Source organism: Nocardia sp. NPDC056541 (assembly GCF_042794235.1).
In the GTDB taxonomy this organism is placed as follows: Bacteria; Actinomycetota; Actinomycetes; order Mycobacteriales; family Mycobacteriaceae; genus Nocardia.
Window position 1 is genome coordinate 1 of the sequence record NZ_JBHTUD010000021.1, and the last position, 20,808, is coordinate 20,808.

Sequence of the window (20,808 nt, forward strand, 5' to 3'; positions counted from 1 at the left end):
ACCGCGCGTCAGGAGCAGGGTCAGGGCGAGGGTGTCGAGGTTGTCGATGTCTCGCAGTTGATGCTGGACTCGATCACCCGTATCGATTCCGCGGCGCTGTCGGCGAACCTGGTCGTCGTCCAGGAGCCCGAAGACGAGCCGGGACCGTCGACCGTCCCGTAGGACCGGAATATTTCCGGTAACCGTACCGATATCTACGGTGTGGCAATGTAATTCATCATTTATGTCGAAGTGATGATGTTTTTCCGGTATCACCGCTGGTGGGTTCCACGGAATCGCCGTCGATGCGAAAATGTCCTCGGACCGAGATCCGGTCCGGCAGAGGATGTTCCGCCGGATCTGGCGGGCAGACTGGAGGGGCAGGATGCATTTCTCGTCTCGAACAAATTCGGGCGCACAACGACTCGGCGTGATCGCCGCTCTCGCGGCAGGTGCTGTCGGCCTCGCGGCCACCACCACCGCGCAGGCCGCACCATCAGCCGCGGCTCCGATCGTGCAGGGTGTCGACAGCGGCGTGGCGTTCACCGCGAGTCCGCTGGCCGATGGCTCCGGGCTCACGGTGTCCGCCCCGGACGGCACGTTCCGGGTCGTCGGCGGTGCGGTCACGCTCACGAACAGGGAGGGCAACGTGGTCGCGGCTGTGCCGACCCGCATCATCACCGGAGCAGGCGATTTCGACCTGGTCGCGGGGATCTCCGCCGACGGCAGGTCAGCGACGCTGACCCCCACCGCCGCACCGGCTGTCGTCACCGCCAACATGGCCGAATTCGTCGACGCGGCCGGTGACACCGAGGCCCGCAAGCAGCACAACGCGGGCATCGGCGCGCTCATCGGCGCCGGCATCGGCGCAGTGCTCGGCTTCTTCCTCGGCGGAGTCGGCGCGCTGGTGACCATCCCGATCGGTGCGGGCATCGGCGCCCTCATCGGCTACTCGACGCCGTAACGGGTCCCGAGTGGTGGCCGGCCTCGCGCGGCCACCACTCGGACCGTCGCCGGGTCGCCACCACAGGGTAGGCACCGGAGGACACACGAGTGTTCAACGAAACTGTCTGTGGGACAAGATAAGTTGAGCAGCGAAGCCGTGAGACCGCGCGGCGCTCAGGAGGCTCCGCTGTGTCCGACCCCGCACGCTATCCGACCGCTCATCAGGGCCGGACATTTCACCAACTCCCCGCGCGGCCGCAGCAGCCGTCGGGTGGGTGGATCGTGGCGGCGGTACTCGTGATCGTGGGCGGCCCCGGCATCACCCTAGCCGTCGGCCAAGACCTCGGCTCCGCCCTCGCAGGCCCGATCCTTCTCGGTATCGCCATTCTGATCGTCACCCTCATCCGCCGCAGCCGCGCCCAGCGACCACCGGCAAGCGGATTCAGGCCCGCGATGCCTCCAACGATCTAGACAACGCTCCGGCGCAGGGCAGATGCCTTCGCGGCAGTTCTCAGCCGGCCGCTCGTCCGATCAGCCGGCTCGGACTTCTCACCATCGCGGCTAAGGTCGGCAAGGTTGGCATAGCGGCCGAATCGAGGGAGCGATCATGAACGCGTCGAACGAGCGCACACCCAGTGGCTGGGAGGACATCGTCGCCGCGGATCCGGCGCACTCGAGCCGGTATGTGGAGCGGTTCCGGACGCTTGCCACGCAGGGGACCGACATCGTGGGTGAGGCGCGGTTGGTCGACGCGATGCTCGGACGTGGCAGCCGGGTGCTCGACGCGGGGTGCGGGCCGGGGCGGACCGGTGGATACCTGCACGATGTGGGGCACACGGTGGTGGGCGTCGATGTCGACCCGGTGCTGATCGACGCGGCACGCGCGGACCATCCCGGTCCGACATGGCTGGTCGGCGACCTCGCCGAGCTGGACCTGCCCGTCGCCGACTTCGACGCCATCGTATGCGCGGGCAATGTGATGACGTTCCTGGCCCCGTCCACCCGGTCGGCGGTGCTGGCGGGATTCGCCGGGCATCTCGCGCCGGGCGGGCGGGCGATCATCGGATTCGGTGCGGACCGCGGCTACGAGTTCGCCGAGTTCCTGACCGACGCCGGATCCGCCGGGCTCACCGTCGACCTGCTGCTGTCGACCTGGGATCTTCGGCCCTTCACCGACGACTCCGACTTCCTGGTCGCGGTGTTCTCCCGAGCACCCAGCCCTGGCACCTCGACACGGTCCGACGCATGATGGTCTCCGAGGAGCACTAGACCAGGAGGCGCAGGTGCCGGAAACGACGGTGGACGAGGTGCTGGCCGAACTGGCCGCCCTCGACAACCCGAAGATGCGCGCGGTGAACGAGAAGCACGGCGACGATCACGGCGTCAACCTCACCGAGCTGCGCGCGCTCGCCAAACGCCTGAAGACACAACCGGCGCTTGCCCGGCAACTCTGGGACACCGACGACACCGCGGCGAAACTCCTCGGCCTGCTGATCTGCCGGCCGAAGATGTTCGAGCGTGACGAACTGGACGCCATGATCCGCCAGGCACGCACACCCAAGGTCCACGACTGGCTCGTCAACTATGTCGTGAAGAAGAACCCGCACGCCGAGGAACTGCGTGTCGCCTGGTTCGACGACCCGGACCCCGTGGTCGCGAGCGCGGGCTGGGCACTGACCACCGAACGAGTCGCGAAGAAGCCCGACGGCCTCGACCTCACCGGTCTGCTCGACCTCATCGAAGCGCAGCTGAAAACCGCACCCGATCGCCTGCAGTGGGCGATGAACCACTGCCTCGCCCAGATCGGTATCGACCACCCCGGCCACCGCGCCCGCGCCCTCGACATCGGCGAACGCCTCCAGGTCTTGAAGGACTACCCCACTCCCCCTGGCTGCACCTCCCCGTTCGCACCCACCTGGATCACCGAGATCGTGCGTCGGCAGAGCGCCTAGCGGTTCCGGTGCGGCGCGCTCACACCGCGGTGGCCGTGCTCGCGATCGTAGGTTGCCCGCGGGCGGCCGATGGCCGTTAGCGTGTCCGCATGGGTGTGGATGAGATCTGTGATCGGTTCGTCGAGGACTACGCGGCCGCTGATCCGGTCACGGCGACCATGTTCGGCATCGCGGGACACGACGATCGCCTGACCGACTATTCGCCTGCCGGGCACGATATTCGGGCGCGGATAGCGCGAAATGCGTTGCACGCCATGCTCGCCGCACAACCTACTGATGACGGCGAACGCGTAGCGAAAGCCGTGTTCACCGAGCGCGTGGGGCTCGACGTGGAGATCCACGACGCCGGGCTCCCCCTCGCCGCGCTCAATGTGATCGAAAGTCCGGTACAGCACATTCGGATGGTGTTCGACGTGATGGCCGCCGAGACTGCCGAGGACTGGGCGGTGATCGCCGAGCGTCTCGCGGGGGTGCCCGAGGCGCTGGCAGGTCTGCGGGCTTCGCTGCTGGTCGCGGCCGAGCGCGGGCAGGTCAGTGCGCTGCGCCAGATCATCAAGGTCGCCGAGCAGGCGGACACCTGGGCGGGTTCCGGCGCAAACACCGGGTTCTTCACCACTTTTGTCGCCGCCGCGGAAGGTGTCGAGGGTGCGCCGCTGGCGCGGCTGCGACAGGGCGCGCACGCGGCCGAGCAGGCCTATGCCGCTCTCGCCGAGTTCCTGCGCGCCGACCTCATGGCGAGCGCGCCCGCCAAGGATGCCGTCGGCGAGCAGACCTACCGGCTCTGGTCACGCTATTTCACCGGCGCGAACCTCGACCTGCGGGAAGCCTACGACTGGGGCTGGGCGGAATTCGCCCGGCTCGAGGCCGAGATGATCGCCGTTGCCGCCCGGATCGCGCCGGGTGCCTCCCTCACCGAGACCGCGACAGCGCTCGACGCAGACCCGAAATACCGGGTGCGCGGGCGGGCCGGACTCCGGGCGTGGCTCCAGAAGATGTCCGACGAAGCCCTGACATCGTTGCGCGAGAGGCACTTCGAGATCCCCGACGAGCTCATGCGATTGGAATGCACCATCGCGCCGCCGGGCGGAGTCGTCGGTGCGTATTACATCGGCCCGACCGCCGATTTCCGCCGACCCGGACGCATGACCTGGTCGGTGGAGCCGGACAAAGAGGATTTCACGACCTGGCGCGAGGTCAGCACGGTCTATCACGAGGGTGTGCCGGGCCATCATCTCCAGATCGCGACCGCGGTGTACGAGGCGGATTCGCTGAACACCTACCAGCGGTTGATGTCGTTCACTTCCGGGCACGGCGAGGGGTGGGCGCTCTATGCCGAACGCCTCATGCAGGAACTCGGCTACCTCGACGACGACGGCCACCTGTTCGGGATGCTCTCCCAGCAGCTGTTCCGCGCCGCCCGGGTGGTCGTGGACATCGGGATGCACCTCGAATGGGAGATTCCGGCCGGCGCCGACTTCCACGAGGGCGAGCGGTGGACTCCCGATCTCGGCCTGGAGTTCCTGCTGACGCGGACCCTCGAAGACGAGACCACCGCTCGCGACGAGATCGACCGCTACCTGGGCTGGCCCGGACAGGCGCCCGCCTACAAGATCGGTGAACGCCTCTGGCTGGCGGCTCGCGAGGAAGCCCGGGCGCGCGCTGGAGCGTCGTTCGACATGCGGCGATTCCACACCCGCGCGTTGCGATTGGGCGGTATGGGACTGGACACGATGCGGGCACAACTCGCCGCCATGGAGTGAGCGGACTTCAGAACAGGCTGGTCTGCGCGGGTTCCGGCGTCGCCGTGATCGCGGAGTCGAGTTCGATGCGGCGACCGACCAGGCGGGTGTCGTTGACCAACACGAGTTCGCTCGCGCCCGCGGTGTCGCGGCAGGCGATGGTGTGGCCGTGCGCGGTGACCGCGTCGAGGACGTATTCGCCTGGCTCCCCGGCGATTTCGGTGGCGACCGGGAATCGGCCGTACGCCTGGATCGTGGCGTAGAAGTCCCGCCCGCCCGACCAGGCGATGTCGGTGCGCGTGATGTCGGCGGGCAGCGTGCCCGCGGCGTGCTCGGCCGCGTCGGCGACCGCGGATTCCAGCACCGCCCAGGGGCGCAGCGGTTTCGTGAGGATGCGGGTCTTGGTGACCCCGGCGACCGCCTGCCCGATCCCGGCTCGCTCGGTCACCGTCCGCTCCAGATCTCGAACGTGCAGCCCGTCCGGGGAATCGGTGATGAACCGGGCGACCAGCGCACCCTGTTCGAAGAGACGGCGATTGCGCCGCGACGCCGAGGCCGTACCGACCTTGGTCATCCCGTCCCCGAAATACGCGATGTAGAGATGGTGCGGCTGCGACAGATAAGCGCGGACCTGTTCGGGCAATGCCGTGAGCGGGCCCCGGTGGCTGTGCACCACCGACCACCCCTCGGTGACCCGGCACTGCTCGCACTGGCGCCCGGTCTCGACCCGTGCGCGACGGGGACACGCAACTTTCCCGCGACGTCCCGCACCGAATCCGTTGTAGCCCAAGCAGAATCGTCCCGAATCGGTGATCCGGAACGCCAGCCGCGTGCCGATCCCGGGCAGCAGCTCGGTGGTCCCGTCGTCGCCGAGCAGCTCGTAGAACCATCGACCCTGCTCGTCCCAGCGAGTGCCGCAATACAGGGCGGTGGAGGTCATCGGTCGAACCTACACCGGCCGGTCGGTGCGGATCACAAGTCGGCAGCCGAAAGATATCTGAACCACCAGTAACCCCCGCACGATTTCCCACACCGTGAATCGGTCACCTACGTTGAGCGCACAGCAGGGGTGCGAAACCGGTAAGGGGAAAACAATGGACGATCTCGAGCTGCTACTCGACACGGCATTCACTGTGACACCGACCGTCCACATGGATTGCCTGACGCAACAGCTGATGGTCGCCGTCGAATCCTGTTCGCGCAACGGAATCCCCTTTCCCCGAATATGGGAAGAGGTCGAAGACGCACTCGACATGGTCCCGGCGGGCATCCCCGCCGAGTGGCGTTCAGAACTGAGGCTCTACCTCAGCGATCACGTGATTTCGGCATTCATGAATGTACCGTCCGACGCGAAACCGTTACCCGGCGTGTGAGCTTTTTCGGACCGGCGCCAACGCTCGATCACCGGCGTTGGACAGATTCCAACGCACCGCCGCGCGGCCTCGGCCGCTGTTAGCGTGCGGCGGTGCGTATCTGGCTGTTCCCGACGATCGTCCTGACCTTGCTCAGTGCGCTGATGGCCACGATGTATCTCGGCTACATCGTGGACCCCGAGAAGAATCTGCACGACTTCCCGATCGCGCTGGTCGACCAGGATGTGGGCGATACGCTCGGTTCACCGCCGCAGTGGCGCGATATCGGCAACGAGATCACCACAGCATTGCGCGACGGTGTCCCCGCGGACAAGATCGACCTGCGCGTACTGGGAATTGCCCAGGCCGAAAGACAGCTACGCAGCGGCGAACTCTACGGCGCGATCATCATCGCGGGCGACTTCACCAAACGACTCGGCAATCTCGGCATGGGAAGCGTGATTCCCGGCGAGATCGAACGTCCCACGATCACCGTGCGGACCAATCCACGCACCGGCGCGTTCGCCTCGGCGATCGTGCAGCGATTCAGCGACCGGGCGTTGACCGAGGTGAACACGCGGATCGGTGAGCAACTACTCGATACCGTGACCGGGTCACTCGGTCCTGACTACGCACTGCCGGGTGCGACCGCAGTGACACTGCGCAACCCGGTCGAGGTGATCCACACCGAGTTCCATCCACTGCCCGACGGCAGCGGGGCTGGGCTCGGCGCGTTCTTCTACGCTCTCGTACTCCTGCTCGCGGGCACGCTCGGCGCGATGATCGTCCACACGATGGTCGACGGCGCACTGGGATTCGTGCCGACCGAGTACGGGCCGTGGTCACCGCACGTGCGACCCGCGCGGATCTCCCGATGGCGCACACTGCTGCTCAAATGGGGCGTGCTCATCGTCGCGGCGCACCTCGTGGCAGCGGTACTGCTCGTCGTCGCGCGCGTGCTGGAAATGCCGATCGCGCAGCCCCTTCCGCTGTTTCTCTACAGCGCGTTCGCGATGATCGCCGTCGGTGTCACCGGCCTGTCGGTGCTCGCCGCGCTCGGCTCGGCGGGGCTACTGGTGAACTTGATCGTGTTCGTCATTCTCGGGCTGCCGTCCTCGGCCGGTTCGGTGCCGATCGAGGCCACCCCTCGCTACTTCGGCGTGCTGGCCTCGTTCGAACCGCTGCATCAGGTGTACACGGCGGTCCGCGCGATCCTGTACTTCGACGCCGATCTGGGGTCCGGGCTCGCGAGGGGTTTCTGGATGACCGCGCTGGGCCTGGCGGTCGGACTGGTACTCGGCGCGGCGAGCACGTCGGTCTATGACCGCGTCGGCCTGCACCGCAACCGTGCAGCGAACGGTGACCCCACGCGCTTGTGAGTCCGCACAACCCCGGCTGTGAGGCCGTCGTGATCCCACCAGGCCATTCCATGGGACCGGCGACTACGACCTCCGATGTGGCTATGTTGCGATTCACACAAGTCCCACGACCAGCCCCATTCGCTGTCTGCCACACCGGAGTGCACTCGATGAATTCTCAAGCCATGGACCGGATACCCAATCCGCTCACCATCGCGGGCGGCCGGGCCGCGTCGAGTTTTCTGGGAAACGCCGACGAGCTGGTTTCGCAGCTGGTCTCCTATTTCGCCGAGAACGTGATGCCCTGCCAAGCACTGCCGAGCGAGGCGATGCGCGGTGACGTCACCGAGTTCACCCGCCGCTGCCTGGCGCTGGCGATGGAGATGCTGGACAAGCGCACCACGCCGTCCGAGCAGCAACTGGTGGCGCTGCGCGCGGCATCCGCCCAGCACGCGCGGGAGGGCGTGCCCGTCGGCACCTTGTTGCGCGCCTACGCGGAGGGGTTCCGGATCGGCTTCGAGCTCGTCGTCGGGCAGGTGACCGCAGCCGACCTCGCTGAGGTCGTCGCGGGTACCCGCCTGCTGCTGCGCACGCTCGAGGTCATCAACGCGACGGTGACGAGCGCCTATCTCGACGAACAGCGCCAGGTCGCCAAGGAACACCAGACCGGTGCGCAGACGATGGTGTCGGCGCTGCTGAGCGGCCACGGCGTCGGCGCGCTCACCCGGCAGACCGGGATCAGAGTCGCCGATTCCTATCAGGTGGTGGCGCTGATGATTCCGGAGCTGGCCGAGGAGCACGACCCGCGCGTGGACGCGCAGGTGGTGGCGCGCCGCAAACTGCGGCGGGTGCAGGCGGCGCTGGCCGATGCCTTCGCCTCACGATCACTGGCCCTGCTGAGCACCAACGGTGGCACTCTGCTGATCCCGAGCGATGAACCCGAGCTGGTGCGCATGACCGGCGATGTCCTCGCCACGATCAGCGCGACCTCGGGAGTCGAGCTCACCGCGACCCTGGTACCCGCCCCGACCGAGCAGATCCCGCAGGCCACCGAGGAGGCACACGAGCTGCTCGAGCTGGTGCGTGGCATCGCCAAACCCGCTGGACTGTACGAGCTCTCGGATGTGGCGATCGAATATCAGCTCACCCGCCCCGGTCCGGCGCGCGAGCATCTGGCCGGTGTCATCGCCCCACTCGCCACCCATCCCGAGCTGCTGGAAACGCTGCGGACCTATATGGCCACGGGCCTCAATCGCAAAGCCACCGGCCGGCGGCTGCATGTGCACCCCAACACCATCGACTACCGGCTGCGTCGAGTGAGCGGGCTGACCGACCTCGACCTGACGACCGCGGAGGGCATTCTGCGGGCCCGTATCGCACTGCTCGCCGACGATATGGTGCACACCCGGGGCGCCGCGTGATCTCGCGTGGCGCCCCGGACCTGGCTCACGCGATCAATGCCCGGGCCGCGGCGATGCCGGATCGGTAGCAGGCCTCCAACTGGGCGCCCAGCAGGTAGTCACCCGCAAGCTGGAGTCCCGCAACGGATTCGGTCTGTTCGCGCACCACTGTGCGGAAACCGGCGTGATCGGGGAGGTAGGCGCAATGCGCCGCGGCCCAGCTGCGCGTTTCGGTCCGCACCCGCTCGATCGCCGGGCCGCCGAGATGACCGCGCACCTTCGCCTCGGCGTCGTCGATCCACGTCGCCAAGAGCTGCGCATCCGGACTCGGCCGGGCATCGCGCCCGCTGAAGGTGTAGCGGACGATATCGAGATCGTTCACCCCGTAGACCCCCGCGGCACTGCACGGCCCCGAGTCGAACGCGATCGAGCGAACGGTGCTGCCGAAGAAGGGCCGCTCGTACTGCACCACCGCGACCGTGGACGGGTAGTAGGCCACCTCGCTCAATGCCTTGCTCAGCGCGGGAACCACGGGTTCCAGCAGGCCGGCCGCGGCGTGCGCCGGGGTCGCCAGGACAACACCGTCGTAGGCGGAAAAGGTAGTGGCACCACCGTTTTCCGCGGTATCGAGCCCGATCACCCGGCCGTCGCGCACCACGAGGCGATCCACGCGGGTGCCGAGCCGGACCGGCACCTGTCCGGCGAACCAGTCCAGGACCGGCTGCATGCCGTCGACGAGCTGGTCGTAGCGATCCTGCACCATGCCCAGGCTCACCCCGAACGCGCCGAGGTACACCTCGTCCGGCTCGGCGGCGTTGAGCCGAACTGTCAACGGTCGCAACACAGTACGTCCGAACTCGGCGCCGAAATGCGCGCCGAGCGCGACGCTGTCGTTGGCGGTGCCCGCTCGCCCGAACCAGTCCGACCCCAGGTAGCGATTGCGTTCGTCGAATCGAACGCGCGCACCGTAGTAGAGCATGCGCGCCGCGTCGATCGGCGAACCCATCCGCAGCAGATGGCGAAGGAATCCGGCGATGCCGGGGTTGTCGAGTGTCACCAGTTCGCCGTTGATGATCTGCGAGCTGTTGATCCCGAAGGGCTCGTACGCCCGTCCCCCGGACGCGGCGACGAACCCACGCAGCTCGTGGTAGTGGCGGCCGATGTTCTTGCCGCCCATCATGATCGGCCGACCGCCGAGGGAATCGAAGCCGCAGCGGCCGCCGAGCACCGCGTCCTGCTCGAGCAGTTCGACGGTGTGGCCTGCCCGGTGCAGCGCGAACGCGGCGCCGATGCCGGACAAGCCGCCGCCGATGACCGCGTACCGTTTCGCCGATGCTGTCGTCATGATCCGAGCTCCTGTCGTTGCGTGGACACGGGATAGTGCGCCAACTCGACGTGGGCGAGGGCGATGCGGTTGCCGTACTGGTGCAGCGCCACCTCGACCGTGATCTCGTCCAGGTCGAGATCGCCGACGGCGGCGGTGGTGCAGGTGATGGGGGCGTCCAGTTCGGCGAAGTCGGTGAACTGGGCTTCGAGGTCGATCACCGCGGCGACCGGTGAGCCGAGCAGTCCCGCCGAGGTCGCGGACAGCACCGCTGCCTGCCGGAACGCCTCGAGCAGCAACGGGCCGGGGACATGGTCGTATTGATGGTCGAAGAAGCTCGGATGGCCGCGGTCCACCACCACGACGAGGTCCTGCGCCGTGGTGCGGGCCAGCACGACATTGCGTGGGTCGCGCCTGCCGACGAGTTCGGGTGGCAATCGCCGCACCGAGTCGGGACCGACCGCGGCGAGGGTGGAGCGCTTGCCCTGCTGGAGTTCGCGGAACTCGTCGTAAGCGTCACGGGGAAAGGTGATTCCGCTGCCGCGCAGCGTCATGGCCAGTGCCCCGTGGACGGACAGCGTGGCGTCGAAGGATACGTCGTGGTAGTACCCGCGCCCGGTGCCCGCCGCGCCGGGACGCAGGCGCACCACCCCCTCGAGCGGGTCTCGTTCACTGTCGCGGAACAGGCTCAGGTCTTCCACCGCGAACGCCATCCGTTGCAGGCTGGCCGGCGCGTCGGCGGGCACACCGAGGTGTCGCTGACCGACGACGAGCAGTGCCTGGCGGACGGCCTCGACGGCGGAGAACGGATCGTGGTAGGCGACGAGCCGATCGAACCACAGCGAGTGCGCCCGCGGCACCTGCACGGCGGCGAGGTATTCCGAGCTGCCGACGACGGCGGTGTCGGCGACGTAGACCTCGGCGAGTCCGCGCCGGTGAGCCAGCGCGGCGGGCACCAATTGTTCGAACCCGAGGGTGCCGCGTACCGGCGACAGTCCCCCGCTCATGCGAGCACCGCCTCGTGGGTCGGCGCGTCGCTCCAGATCCTGGTGGCGAGTACGGCACCCAGTGCCCGTGGCGTCGGGTGGGTGAACAGATCCCCCAGCGAGAGCTGGGTGCCCGCAGCGGCATTGATCCTTCCGCGCAGTTCGAGAGCGGACAGCGAGGTGAGCCCGATCGCGAGAACGGTGGCGTCGAGGTCGATCTCGTCCGCGGTGAGGTCGATGAGGATCTCGCGGATCTGATCGACCACCAGGCCGACCGCGACATCGCGGCGCCGGTCCTCGGGAACGGTCAGCAGGTCCGAACGCGTGGACGGTGTCTCCCCTGCCGGTGCGTCGTGCCGACCGGCGATCCGGTCACCGGCGAGTTCGGCGCCGGCGACGCCGATCATGCTTTCGAGGACGGCGCTGTCGGTGTGGACCCAGTAGCGGCGATGCTGGAACGCATAGGTCGGCAGATCCACGGCCCTGGTGGTGTCGCCGGAACACAGTGCCGACCAGCCGACCTCGGCACCGGCCACCCAGGCTCCCGCAACGGCTTCGATCGCCGAACCGGCTTCGTCGGCGCCGGGTCGCAGCACCGGAACGGCGGTGCTGCCGGTATCGGCGAGTGTCTCGTAGACCAGGCCGGACAGGGTGTCTCCCGCGCCGAGTTCGAGATAGGTGACGACGCCGGATTCGTGCAGCCGCAGCACACTCTCGTGGAAACGCACCGGCTCGCGGGCCTGACGTACCCAGTAGTCGATCGAAGTGAGCTGTCCCGGTGTGGATTCCGTGCCGGTCACGGTGGAGAGGAATGGGATGCGCGGTTCCTGGAGGCGAACGGTCGCGACGACCGAGCGGAAATCGTCGACGATCGCATCCACGTGCGGCGAGTGGAAGCCCCGGTCTACGCCGAGCCTGGCTACTCGTCGGCCGCGTTCGCGCCAGTGCCGGGCGAGCTCACCCACCGCGGCGACATCGCCGGCGATCACGGTGGCGTTCGGCCCGTTGGCCGCGGCGACCGATACCTCGGCCTCGCGACCGGCGATGGAGGCCGCGACCTCGGCCATGGATGCCCGTACGGACACCATCGCTCCCGGGCCCATCCGCTGCATCAGCCGACCACGCGCGGCGACCACGGCCATCGCGTCGTCCAGGGACAGCACACCCGCGACGTGCGCGGCGCAGAGTTCACCGACCGAGTGACCGACAACGAAATCCGGCACCAAGCCCCAGGATTCGAGCAGCCGGAACAGAGCCACCTGCACGGCGAACACGGCGGGCTGGGTGTAGTCGGTTCGCGCGAGCAACTCACCCGTCCCGAACATCTCGGTACGCAACGGATGCTCGAGATAGGCGTCGAAACCCGCGCAGATCGTGTCGAGCGCCTCGGCGAACACCGGGTACGTGTCAGAGAGCCCGCGGCCGATGCCCGCGAGTTGCCCGCCCTGACCGGGGAACATCATCGCCAGTTTGCCGCCGGTGCCACGGCGTGACAGGACTGCCGAGGGGGCGGTGCGTTCCTCGGCGATGGCCGTGAGTCCGTCCAGGAACTCGCCGCGGGTGTTCGCCACGACGACGGCGCGATGGTCGAATCTCGTTCTCGTGGTTGCCAAGGAGTGCGCGATGTCGGCGAGATCGTCCGGGGAATTCGTGACTGCCGCGCGCAGGCGGGCCGCCTGGTCACACAGTGCGGCGGCGGTGCGTGCCGAGAGCAGCCACGGAGTCGGCGAGGGCGTGGGCCTCGCCTGCGCCGGGGCGACAGTCTGCGGGGAGGCGACCGTGGGCGACACAGCGTGGCGGGTGTCGGCCGAAATCACCGCGGGAGCTTCGGATTCCGGTGCTTGCTCGATGATCAGGTGGGCGTTGGTGCCGCTGATGCCGAAGGACGACACCGCGGCCCGGCGTGGGTGTTCGGTGGTCGGCCATGGCTGTGGCCGCAGCGCCAGCCGGATTCGATCTCCGGTCCAGTCGGCGTGCGAGGTCGGCGCGTCCACGTGCAGCGTGGGCGGAACCATGCCGTGCCGGATCGCCTGTACCGCTTTGATCAGTCCGGCCACGCCCGCGGCCGACTGCGTGTGTCCCATATTCGATTTCACCGATCCCAGCAGCAGTGGTGGCGCACCGTCGCGCTGCCCGTAGGTGGCCAGCAGGGCCTGCGCCTCCACCGGGTCACCGAGTACGGTGCCGGTGCCGTGGCCCTCCACCATGTCGATGTCGGACGCGCGCAGACCAGCGTTGGCCAGCGCGGACCCGATCACCCGCTGCTGTGCCGGTCCGCGCGGTGCGGTGAGCCCGTTGGAGGCGCCGTCACTGTTCACCGCCGAACCGCGCAGTACCGCGAGCACTCGGTGCCCGTGTCGCTGCGCTTCCGACAGACGTTCCAGGAGAACGACACCGACGCCCTCACCCCAGGCGGTGCCGTCCGCGCCCGCGGCATAGGACTTGCATCGACCGTTCGGCGCCAGCGCACGCTGACGCGAGAACAGCGCGAACGGCATCGGGGTGGACATCACCGTCACGCCGCCGGCGAGCGCCATGCCGCATTCGCGCAGCCGGAGCGACTGCATCGCCTGATGAATCGCGACCAGCGACGAAGAGCAGGCGGTGTCGACGGTGACCGCCGGTCCTTCCAGACCCAGCAGGTACGCGACCCGACCCGCCGCCATCGAGGCATGGTTGCCGGTGAAGTAGTACGTCTCCGCCCCATCCCAGGCCTGCGTGGCGCCGAATCCGTAACCCTGATCGCTGAATCCCACGAACACACCGGTATCGGTGCCGCGCAATGTCGTCGGGTCGACGCGGGCCTGTTCGATCGATTCCCAGGCGAGCTCGAGCAGCAGGCGCTGCTGCGGGTCCATCGCCTCGGCCTCGCGCGGGCTGATCCCGAAGAATCCGGCGTCGAACTCGCCCGCACCTTCGAGAAAACCGCCCTCTCGCACATAGGATTTGGCGAACTTGTCCGGGTCGGGATCGTAGAACCCGTCCACGTCCCAGCCGCGATCCGCCGGGAACTCCGAGATCAGGTCGCGCCCCTCGATCAGCGCCTCCCACAGGTGCTCGGGCGATTCGATCCCGCCGGGGAACCGGCACGACATCCCCACGATCGCGATCGGTTCCCGTGCGCGTGCCTGCTCGTCCTCGAGCTGCTGTCTGGTCTCCTGTAACTGCCGGGTGGCGCGTTTGAGATACGTGCGAAGTTCCGCTTCGGTGGCCATCGGCCTCTCGCTTTCTGTCTCGGCTCAGACCGAACGGACCTGGTCGATGAGATCGAACAGGGCGTCGTCGTCGGCACCGTCGATGTTGTCGACCAGATCGCGCGCCGAGTCGCCGCGCAGGGTGCGCACGAGGTCGTTGATCCGCAGCAGCAGTTCCTCGACCCGCTCCGGTGGCAGCTCGATACCGGCGCATCCCGCCGCCACTGCGTCGAGCTGTCCGACGATGCGGGCGCCCGGGTCGTCCACGGGCGCGATCTCGGTGCGCAGGTAGCTCGCCAGCGCGGTGGCGTTGGGGTAGTCGAAGACGATCGTCGTGCGCAGCTTCGCGCCGGTGGCCGCCTCCAGCCGGTTGCGGAATTCCACGGCGCCCAACGAGTCGAAACCCAGGTCGGTGAACGCGGTATCGGCGGGCACCGCCTCCGCCGACGCGTGACCGAGGACGGCCGCCGCGTGCGACCGGATGACGCCGAGGATGATCCGCTCCTGTTCGGCGGGCTCCTGACCGGTGAGGCTCGACAGCAGCTTCGCCGACTCGTCGGAGCCACCGCCGGCCGCCCGGCGCGGGCCGCGCAGCAGCGACCGCAGCATCGCGGGCATCTCGTCGACATCGCCGAGCGAGCCCAGTGCCGTGAGGTCGAGGCGTGCGGGTACGGCCAGTGCTCTGCCGGTCGACAGGGCGTTGTCGAACAGGGCCATCCCGTCGTCGTCGGTGAGCGGGACCAGCCCTTCGCGGCGCATTCGCCGCAGGTCGCGCTCGGTCAGGTGCCCCGTGATGCCGGTCCCGCGCTCCCACAGCCCCCACGCCATCGCGGTGGCGGTCAGGCCACGGTGTCTGCGGTGCTGGGCCAGCGCGTCGAGGAACCCGTTGGCCGCGGCGTAGTTCGCCTGGCCCGGGTTGCCGAGCAGGCCCGCGATCGAGGAGTACATCACGAACATCGCCAGCGGGTGCCCGCCGGTCACCTCGTGCAGGTGCCAGGCGGCATCGGCCTTGGGGCGCAACACTGTAGCGATGTGTTCGGGAGTGTGCTCGCTGAACAGCGCGTCCTCGACGACGCCCGCGGTGTGGACGACGCCGGTGAGCGGATGCGCGGCGGGGATCGCCGCCACCAGTGCGGTGAGAGCGTCGCGGTCGCCGACATCGCAGGCGGCGATGTCGACCTGGGCGCCGAGCGCGGTCAGCTCGGCGGCGAGTTCGCTCGCGCCGTCCGCGTCGGGTCCGCGACGACTGGTGAGCAGCAGGTGCCGAACTCCGTGTGTGGCCACCAGATGCCGGGCGGCCAGCGCGCCGAGGCCGCCGGTGCCGCCGGTCACCAGAACGGTGCCGTCGCGGTCGAGTGGGGTCGGCACGGTCAGGACGTATTTGCCGATGTGGCGTGCCTGGCTCAGCTGACGGAATGCCTCGGGCGCACGCCGCACGTCCCACCGGGTCACCGGAAGTGGTTGCAGGTAACCGAATTCGAACAGCTTGCGCAGTTCGGTCAGAATCTCGTGCAGCCGGTCCGGGCCTGCCTCCATCAGGATGAAGTTCTGGTACCGGACGCCCGGGTGGGTTGCCGCGATCTCGTCGGCGTCACGCAGATCGGTCAGACCCATCTCGATGAACCGACCGCCGCGCGGCAACAGGTCCAGCGACGCGTCGACCTTGTCGCCCGCGAGAGAGTCGAGCACGACATCGACACCGCGTCCGCCGGTCGCTTCGAGGAACTTCGCCTTGAACTCGGTGGTTCGCGTATTGCCGATCCGTTCGTCGTCGAAGCCGTTCGCGCGCAGCACATCCCACTTGCCGGGGCTGGCCGTGACGTAGAGGTCCAACCCGAGATGGCGGGCCAACTGGACCGCGGCCATGCCGACACCGCCGGTGGCGGCGTGGATCAGCAGCGACTCCCCCGACCGCACCCGCGCCAGGTCGACCAGCGAGTAGTAGGCCGTCGCGAACACGATCGGTGCGGCCGCCGCCTCGTCGAAAGACCAGCCTTCCGGAATCTTGATGACCGTGCGCCGGTCGGCCACCACCGTGGCGCTGACGCCGGTGAAGATGCCCATCACCCGATCGCCCACCGCGAAGTCCACCACGTCGGGAGCGACCTCGACGATCACCCCCGCACCCTCACCACCGATGGCGGTGTTCGGGATCGGGTACATCCCGAGCACGATCAGCACATCGCGGAAGTTGACACCCGCCGCCCGCACCGCGATCCGCACCTGTCCGGGTCCGAGCGGCTCGATTTCGGCCGGCGCCAGAATCATGTTGTCGCCGTTGAGGGTTCCGCGCCCGTGGTCGACCAATCGCCAGTCGTGCGCACCGAGCAGCTCAGCCGACCCGACCGTGTCCGCACCCGCGCGCACCAGGCGCGGCGCGTGTGTCTCCCCGTGCCGGATCGCCAGTTCCGGCTCGGTGGTGAGTGCGGCACAGCTGCGCACCGCCTCGCGGTAGTCGCTGCGATCATCGAGATCGAGCAGCGCGATGCGGCCGGGGTTCTCGTTCTGCGCGGACCGCAGCAGACCCCACACCGCCGCGCCGGCCAGGTCACCGACATCCTCGGCGCCGTGGATCGCCACCGCGCCGCTGGTCACGAAAACCACCAGCGCCTCGGCGAATTCGTCGTCGGTGAGCAATCGCTGCACCACCGTCTGTACGGCGATCACCTGCTCGCGCACGGCGGCGGGAACGGACGCGGTGACATCGCTGTGCACGCGCACGACAACGAGATCGCGATCAGCGCGTGCGCAGCGCTCTACAGCTACCCTGCCGTCCACAGAGTCCAGCTCGGACCATTCGCCCGGTCCCGCAGTGGGTTCGGGCGAGGGTACGGTCACCCAGTTCATCTCGTACAGTCCGCCGTCCGAGGACGCCGGGCGCTGACCCAGCGCTTCGAGGGAGATCTCGCGCAGCGCCAGTGATCGCGCACTGGCCACCGGCCTACCTGCCGAATCGGCGAGTTCGAGACCGATGCGGTCGGTGCCGACCGGTGTGAGGCGAACCCGCAGCGACGACGCGCTGACCGCATGCAGCGAGACGCCTTCCCAGGCGAACGGGAGCCGGATCTTGCCGGATTCGGTCGGGCCGACCGTGCCGGTCGCGATCATCGCGTGCAGTGCGGCGTCGAGCAGCGCGGGGTGCAGACCGAACTCGGCGGCCTCCCCGATGGCTGATTCGGGCAGTGCCACCTCGGCAAAGACCTCGTCGCCGTGGCGCCAGATCTGGCGCAGGCCTCGAAAAGCGGAGCCGTAGTCGTAACCGACCGCGGCCATCGCCTCGTACGGGTCGCCGACGGCCACCGCCACCGCACCCACCGGCGGCCAGGCCCCGCCGGCCGGCACCGCGATCTCGTCCGACGGTTGCACGGTGCCGGTGGCGTGTCCGGTCCACGGCAGCTCCTCCACCGACGCTGTCTGTAGGCGCGAGTACACCCCGACTGTCCGATGCCCGGATTCCCCGGCCGGTCCGACCAGCACCTGTAGTTCCACCGCGCCGGTCTCGGGAATCACGAGCGGGGCTTCGAGCACGAGTTCGCCGACGGTCGGGCACTGAACGAATTGACCTGCATGCCAAGCGAGTTCGATGAACGCGGTACCGGGCAGCAGCACCGCGCCACCGATCCGGTGTCCGGCCAGCCACGGGTGCGAGTGCAGCGACAGTCGCCCGGTCAGCAGCAGTCCACCGTCCTGAGCGAGGCTGATCTTCGCACCGAGCAGCGGATGGTCGTCGGCGTCGAGCCCGGCGCCACGCACATTGCTGCCCTCGCTCACCTCGAGCCAGTACCGATCGCGCTGGAAGGCATAGGTCGGCAGGTCTACCGGGCGGGCGTCGGCGCCTTCGAAGAGCGAGCCCGGATCCAGCGCTGCCCCGTGGGAATACAGAGTGGACAGCCCTGCGACGAACGCGAGGTCGCCCGCGATGCCCGGCCGCTGCAACGCGACGGCGGCCATCGCCGCACCGTCGTCGACGATCTCGTGCACCATCGCCGTCAGCGCGGCCCCCGGCCCCAGCTCGGCAAAGCAGTTGACCCCGCCCTGTTCACGGGCCCACCGCACCGCGTCCAGGTAGCGAACCGGCTCGCGCAGGTGGCTCACCCAGTATTCCGGCGAGCACAACTGCGCGGCCTCGGCCACCTTGCCGGTGAGCGCCGAGATCACCGGCACGGTCGGCGGGCGATAGGTCAGACCCCGGCAGACTTCACCGAATTCGGCCAGCACCGCGTCCATCTGGGGCGAATGGAACGCATGACTCACCCGCAATCGGTGGGTACGCACGCCGTCGGCCGCCAACTGCTCGGCGATGGCTGTCACGGACGCGTGCGCACCCGAAACAACCACGGACGCGGGCCCGTTCACCGCGGCGATGCTCACGTCGTCGTATCGACGCACGAGTTCGGCGACGGTCTCGGAGTCCGCGGCGACCGCGACCATCGCCCCACCCGGCGGCGCGGACTGCATGAGCCGACCACGGGCGGCGACCAGGGTGCAGGCATCCGGCAGCGACCAGACCCCGGCCACATAGGCCGCCACGATCTCACCGATCGAGTGACCGAGCACGAATGCCGGTCGCAATCCCCAGGATTCGGCCAGCCGGTACATCGCCACCTCGGTAGCGAAGAGCGCGATCTGGGCGATCTCGGTTCGGTCGAGCGAGGTCGTGTCTGCCCGATCGTCGAAAATCATCTCGCGCAGCGGCGTTTCGCGATGCTGATCGAATTCCGCGCAGATCTCGTCGAAAGCGGCGCGATAGACCGGGTAACCCTCGTACAGTTCGTGCCCCATCCCGGCGCGTTGCGCGCCCTGACCGGGGAACATCGCCGCAGTGACGGCCGCGATGGCGCTGCCACGCACCACATTCGGTGCGCCCTGCCCGTCCGCGAGTGCTCGCAGCCCGGCTGTCAGCTCCTGGGCATCGTGGCCGACGATCACGGCGCGATGCTCGAACCGGGCGCGGGTGTCGAGCAGCGCGACACCGATATCGACCGGGTCGGCGCCGTGTTCTGCCTCGACCCGACCGAGCAGCGCGCCTGCCTGCGCGGCCACCGCCGCGTCGGACCGCGCGGTGAGGACCCACGCAATCACCGGCGGTGCAACGATTGCGGCCGATCGCTCGATCTCCGGCGAGGACTCGCCCCGCTCGATGACGACGTGCGCATTGGTGCCGCTGATCCCGAACGACGACACCGCGGCGCGCGGCGTCCGCCCGGTCGCGGGCCATGCCCGCGCCTCGGTGACCAACCGGACCGAGCCCGACGACCAGTCCACATGCGGCGTCGGCTCGTCGACGTTCAGTGTCGGCGGCACCACCCCGTGCCGCATCGCCATCACCATTTTGATCAGCCCACCGACCCCGGCGGCGGCTTGCGTGTGCCCCATATTCGACTTGAGCGACCCGAGCAGCAGCGCCTCCCCGCCCTCGCGCTCGGCGCCGTAGGTCGCGAGCAGGGCCTCCGCTTCGATGGGGTCACCCAGGCGGGTACCGGTGCCGTGCGCCTCGACGACGTCCACCTCGGTCGTGCTCAACCCGGCATCGGCCAGCGCGGATCGGATCACCCGCTGCTGGGACCGTCCGTTCGGGGCGGTCAGACCGTTGGACGCGCCGTCGGAATTCACCGCGGTGCCACGCACCAGGCCCAGGATCTTGTGCCCGAGGCGCCTGGCCTCGGAGACGCGCTCGAGCAGCAGCATGCCGACGCCCTCGCCCCACGCGGTGCCGTCGGCGCCCGCGGCGAACGACTTGCATCGGCCGTCGGCCGCCAGCGCACGCTGGGTGGAGAACGCGACGAACGCGGCGGGCGTCGCCATCACGGTGACACCGCCGGCCAGCGCCATCGTCGACTCGCCGGAGCGCAACGATCGCACCGCCTGATGAATCGCGACCAGCGAGGACGAGCACGCCGTGTCCACGGTGACCGACGGACCTTCCAGCCCCAGCACATACGACACCCGGCCCGAGGCGATACTCGACGCCTGACCGGTCATCAGGAACTGCTCGATCGTCGCGCGCACCCGCTCGTCGATATCGCGCGACGACGGGCCCTCGGTGTCGGGCATCAAGCCGACGAAGACCCCCGTGGCGCTACCGCGAACAGTCGTCGGGTCGATGCCCGCCCGCTCGAAGGCCTCCCAGGCCGTCTCGAGCACGAGTCGCTGCTGCGCATCCATCGCCTGCGCCTCACGCGGGCTGATCCCGAAGAAGTTCGCGTCGAATCCGGTAGCGCCGTCGAGGAATCCGCCCGTGCGCACATACGACTTGCCCGGCACACCCGGCTCGGGATCGAACAGGCCCTCCACATCCCAGCCGCGATCGGCCGGCCACTGCGACACCAGACTGCGCCCCTCGACCGCCGCCTGCCACAACTCCTCCGGCGAGGTGACCCCACCCGGATAACGGCACGCCATGCCGACGATGGCGATCGGCTCGGTCGCCCGCGCTTCCACATCATCGAGGCGCGCGCGGGTGGTCTGCAGTTCCCGGATCGCCTTCTTCATGTAAGTGCGTAGTTCGTCTTCGCGAGCCATAGGGCAAACATCTCCTGCATCAGAGGTATCGACAGGGAATCGAGCAGTGCGGCGGGA

At 68.6% G+C, this 20,808-nt stretch carries 13 protein-coding genes; 8 read left to right on the forward strand and 5 right to left on the reverse strand.

Going from position 1 to position 20,808, the window contains the following annotated elements; translation table 11 throughout:
* Nucleotides 1-364: 364 nt before the first annotated feature.
* The 5 genes from ACFQ9R_RS29060 to ACFQ9R_RS29080 all read left to right on the forward strand — a co-directional run bounded on the left by ACFQ9R_RS29060 (nucleotide 365) and on the right by ACFQ9R_RS29080 (nucleotide 4,636).
* Nucleotides 365-943, forward strand: coding sequence for a hypothetical protein (locus tag ACFQ9R_RS29060; protein WP_378995000.1), 579 nt, complete (start codon nucleotides 365-367; stop codon nucleotides 941-943).
* A gap of 170 nt (nucleotides 944-1,113) precedes the next feature.
* The gene (locus ACFQ9R_RS29065) at nucleotides 1,114-1,395 is read left to right on the forward strand and encodes a hypothetical protein (RefSeq protein WP_378995002.1); all 282 of its coding nucleotides are present in this window, start codon (nucleotides 1,114-1,116) and stop codon (nucleotides 1,393-1,395) included.
* A gap of 136 nt (nucleotides 1,396-1,531) precedes the next feature.
* Nucleotides 1,532-2,173, forward strand: a complete 642-nt coding sequence (locus ACFQ9R_RS29070; RefSeq protein ID WP_378995004.1) for a class I SAM-dependent methyltransferase — start codon at nucleotides 1,532-1,534, stop codon at nucleotides 2,171-2,173.
* Between the two features lie 34 nt (nucleotides 2,174-2,207).
* Complete coding sequence (locus ACFQ9R_RS29075) at nucleotides 2,208-2,876, forward strand: DNA alkylation repair protein (RefSeq protein WP_378995006.1); 669 nt, start codon at nucleotides 2,208-2,210, stop codon at nucleotides 2,874-2,876.
* An 89-nt stretch (nucleotides 2,877-2,965) separates the two neighbouring features.
* Nucleotides 2,966-4,636: a DUF885 domain-containing protein gene (locus ACFQ9R_RS29080; protein WP_378995008.1), complete on the forward strand. Its 1,671-nt coding sequence runs from the start codon at nucleotides 2,966-2,968 to the stop codon at nucleotides 4,634-4,636.
* A 7-nt stretch (nucleotides 4,637-4,643) separates the two neighbouring features.
* On the opposite strand, the gene ACFQ9R_RS29085 is transcribed toward ACFQ9R_RS29080, so the two are convergent.
* Nucleotides 4,644-5,555 (reverse strand): hypothetical protein, encoded by a 912-nt coding sequence (locus tag ACFQ9R_RS29085; protein ID WP_378995010.1) that lies wholly within the window; start codon nucleotides 5,553-5,555, stop codon nucleotides 4,644-4,646.
* A 154-nt stretch (nucleotides 5,556-5,709) separates the two neighbouring features.
* On the opposite strand from ACFQ9R_RS29085, the gene ACFQ9R_RS29090 reads away from it, so the two are divergent.
* The 3 genes from ACFQ9R_RS29090 (at nucleotide 5,710) to ACFQ9R_RS29100 (ending at nucleotide 8,746) form a co-directional block, all read left to right on the forward strand.
* A complete protein-coding gene (locus tag ACFQ9R_RS29090) occupies nucleotides 5,710-5,988 on the forward strand; it encodes a hypothetical protein (RefSeq protein ID WP_378995012.1) in 279 nt (92 codons plus the stop codon).
* Nucleotides 5,989-6,080: 92 nt separating this feature from the next.
* Complete coding sequence (locus ACFQ9R_RS29095) at nucleotides 6,081-7,346, forward strand: YhgE/Pip domain-containing protein (RefSeq protein WP_378995014.1); 1,266 nt, start codon at nucleotides 6,081-6,083, stop codon at nucleotides 7,344-7,346.
* 149 nt (nucleotides 7,347-7,495) lie between these two features.
* Nucleotides 7,496-8,746, forward strand: a complete 1,251-nt coding sequence (locus tag ACFQ9R_RS29100) for a PucR family transcriptional regulator (protein WP_378995016.1) — start codon at nucleotides 7,496-7,498, stop codon at nucleotides 8,744-8,746.
* A 25-nt stretch (nucleotides 8,747-8,771) separates the two neighbouring features.
* On the opposite strand, the gene ACFQ9R_RS29105 is transcribed toward ACFQ9R_RS29100, so the two are convergent.
* Genes ACFQ9R_RS29105 through ACFQ9R_RS29120 form a run of 4 tightly spaced genes read right to left on the reverse strand, consistent with a single transcriptional unit; the run spans nucleotide 8,772 to nucleotide 20,751 of the window.
* Nucleotides 8,772-10,070, reverse strand: a complete 1,299-nt coding sequence (locus ACFQ9R_RS29105) for a protoporphyrinogen/coproporphyrinogen oxidase (RefSeq protein WP_378995018.1) — start codon at nucleotides 10,068-10,070, stop codon at nucleotides 8,772-8,774.
* Nucleotides 10,067-11,056 carry an AfsA-related hotdog domain-containing protein gene (locus ACFQ9R_RS29110; protein WP_378995021.1) on the reverse strand — a complete coding sequence of 330 codons (990 nt, stop codon included), beginning with the start codon at nucleotides 11,054-11,056 and terminating at the stop codon, nucleotides 10,067-10,069. Before ACFQ9R_RS29110 ends, ACFQ9R_RS29105 begins: the two co-directional genes overlap by 4 nt.
* Complete coding sequence (locus tag ACFQ9R_RS29115; RefSeq protein ID WP_378995023.1) at nucleotides 11,053-14,250, reverse strand: type I polyketide synthase; 3,198 nt, start codon at nucleotides 14,248-14,250, stop codon at nucleotides 11,053-11,055. The genes ACFQ9R_RS29110 and ACFQ9R_RS29115 overlap by 4 nt, the downstream gene beginning before the upstream one ends.
* A gap of 24 nt (nucleotides 14,251-14,274) precedes the next feature.
* Nucleotides 14,275-20,751, reverse strand: a complete 6,477-nt coding sequence (locus ACFQ9R_RS29120) for a type I polyketide synthase (protein ID WP_378995025.1) — start codon at nucleotides 20,749-20,751, stop codon at nucleotides 14,275-14,277.
* Nucleotides 20,752-20,808: the final 57 nt, after the last annotated feature.

Excerpts from the sequence above, each read along its gene's own strand:
- ACFQ9R_RS29060 (WP_378995000.1), top strand. The coding sequence starts at position 365 with ATGCATTTCTCGTCTCGAACAAATTCGGGCGCACAACGACTCGGCGTG.
- ACFQ9R_RS29070 (WP_378995004.1), top strand. The coding sequence starts at position 1,532 with ATGAACGCGTCGAACGAGCGCACACCCAGTGGCTGGGAGGACATCGTC.
- ACFQ9R_RS29080 (WP_378995008.1), top strand. The coding sequence starts at position 2,966 with ATGGGTGTGGATGAGATCTGTGATCGGTTCGTCGAGGACTACGCGGCC.
- ACFQ9R_RS29085 (WP_378995010.1), bottom strand. The coding sequence starts at position 5,555 with ATGACCTCCACCGCCCTGTATTGCGGCACTCGCTGGGACGAGCAGGGT.
- ACFQ9R_RS29090 (WP_378995012.1), top strand. The coding sequence starts at position 5,710 with ATGGACGATCTCGAGCTGCTACTCGACACGGCATTCACTGTGACACCG.
- ACFQ9R_RS29100 (WP_378995016.1), top strand. The coding sequence starts at position 7,496 with ATGAATTCTCAAGCCATGGACCGGATACCCAATCCGCTCACCATCGCG.
- ACFQ9R_RS29105 (WP_378995018.1), bottom strand. The coding sequence starts at position 10,070 with ATGACGACAGCATCGGCGAAACGGTACGCGGTCATCGGCGGCGGCTTG.
- ACFQ9R_RS29110 (WP_378995021.1), bottom strand. The coding sequence starts at position 11,056 with ATGAGCGGGGGACTGTCGCCGGTACGCGGCACCCTCGGGTTCGAACAA.
- ACFQ9R_RS29115 (WP_378995023.1), bottom strand. The coding sequence starts at position 14,250 with ATGGCCACCGAAGCGGAACTTCGCACGTATCTCAAACGCGCCACCCGG.
- ACFQ9R_RS29120 (WP_378995025.1), bottom strand. The coding sequence starts at position 20,751 with ATGGCTCGCGAAGACGAACTACGCACTTACATGAAGAAGGCGATCCGG.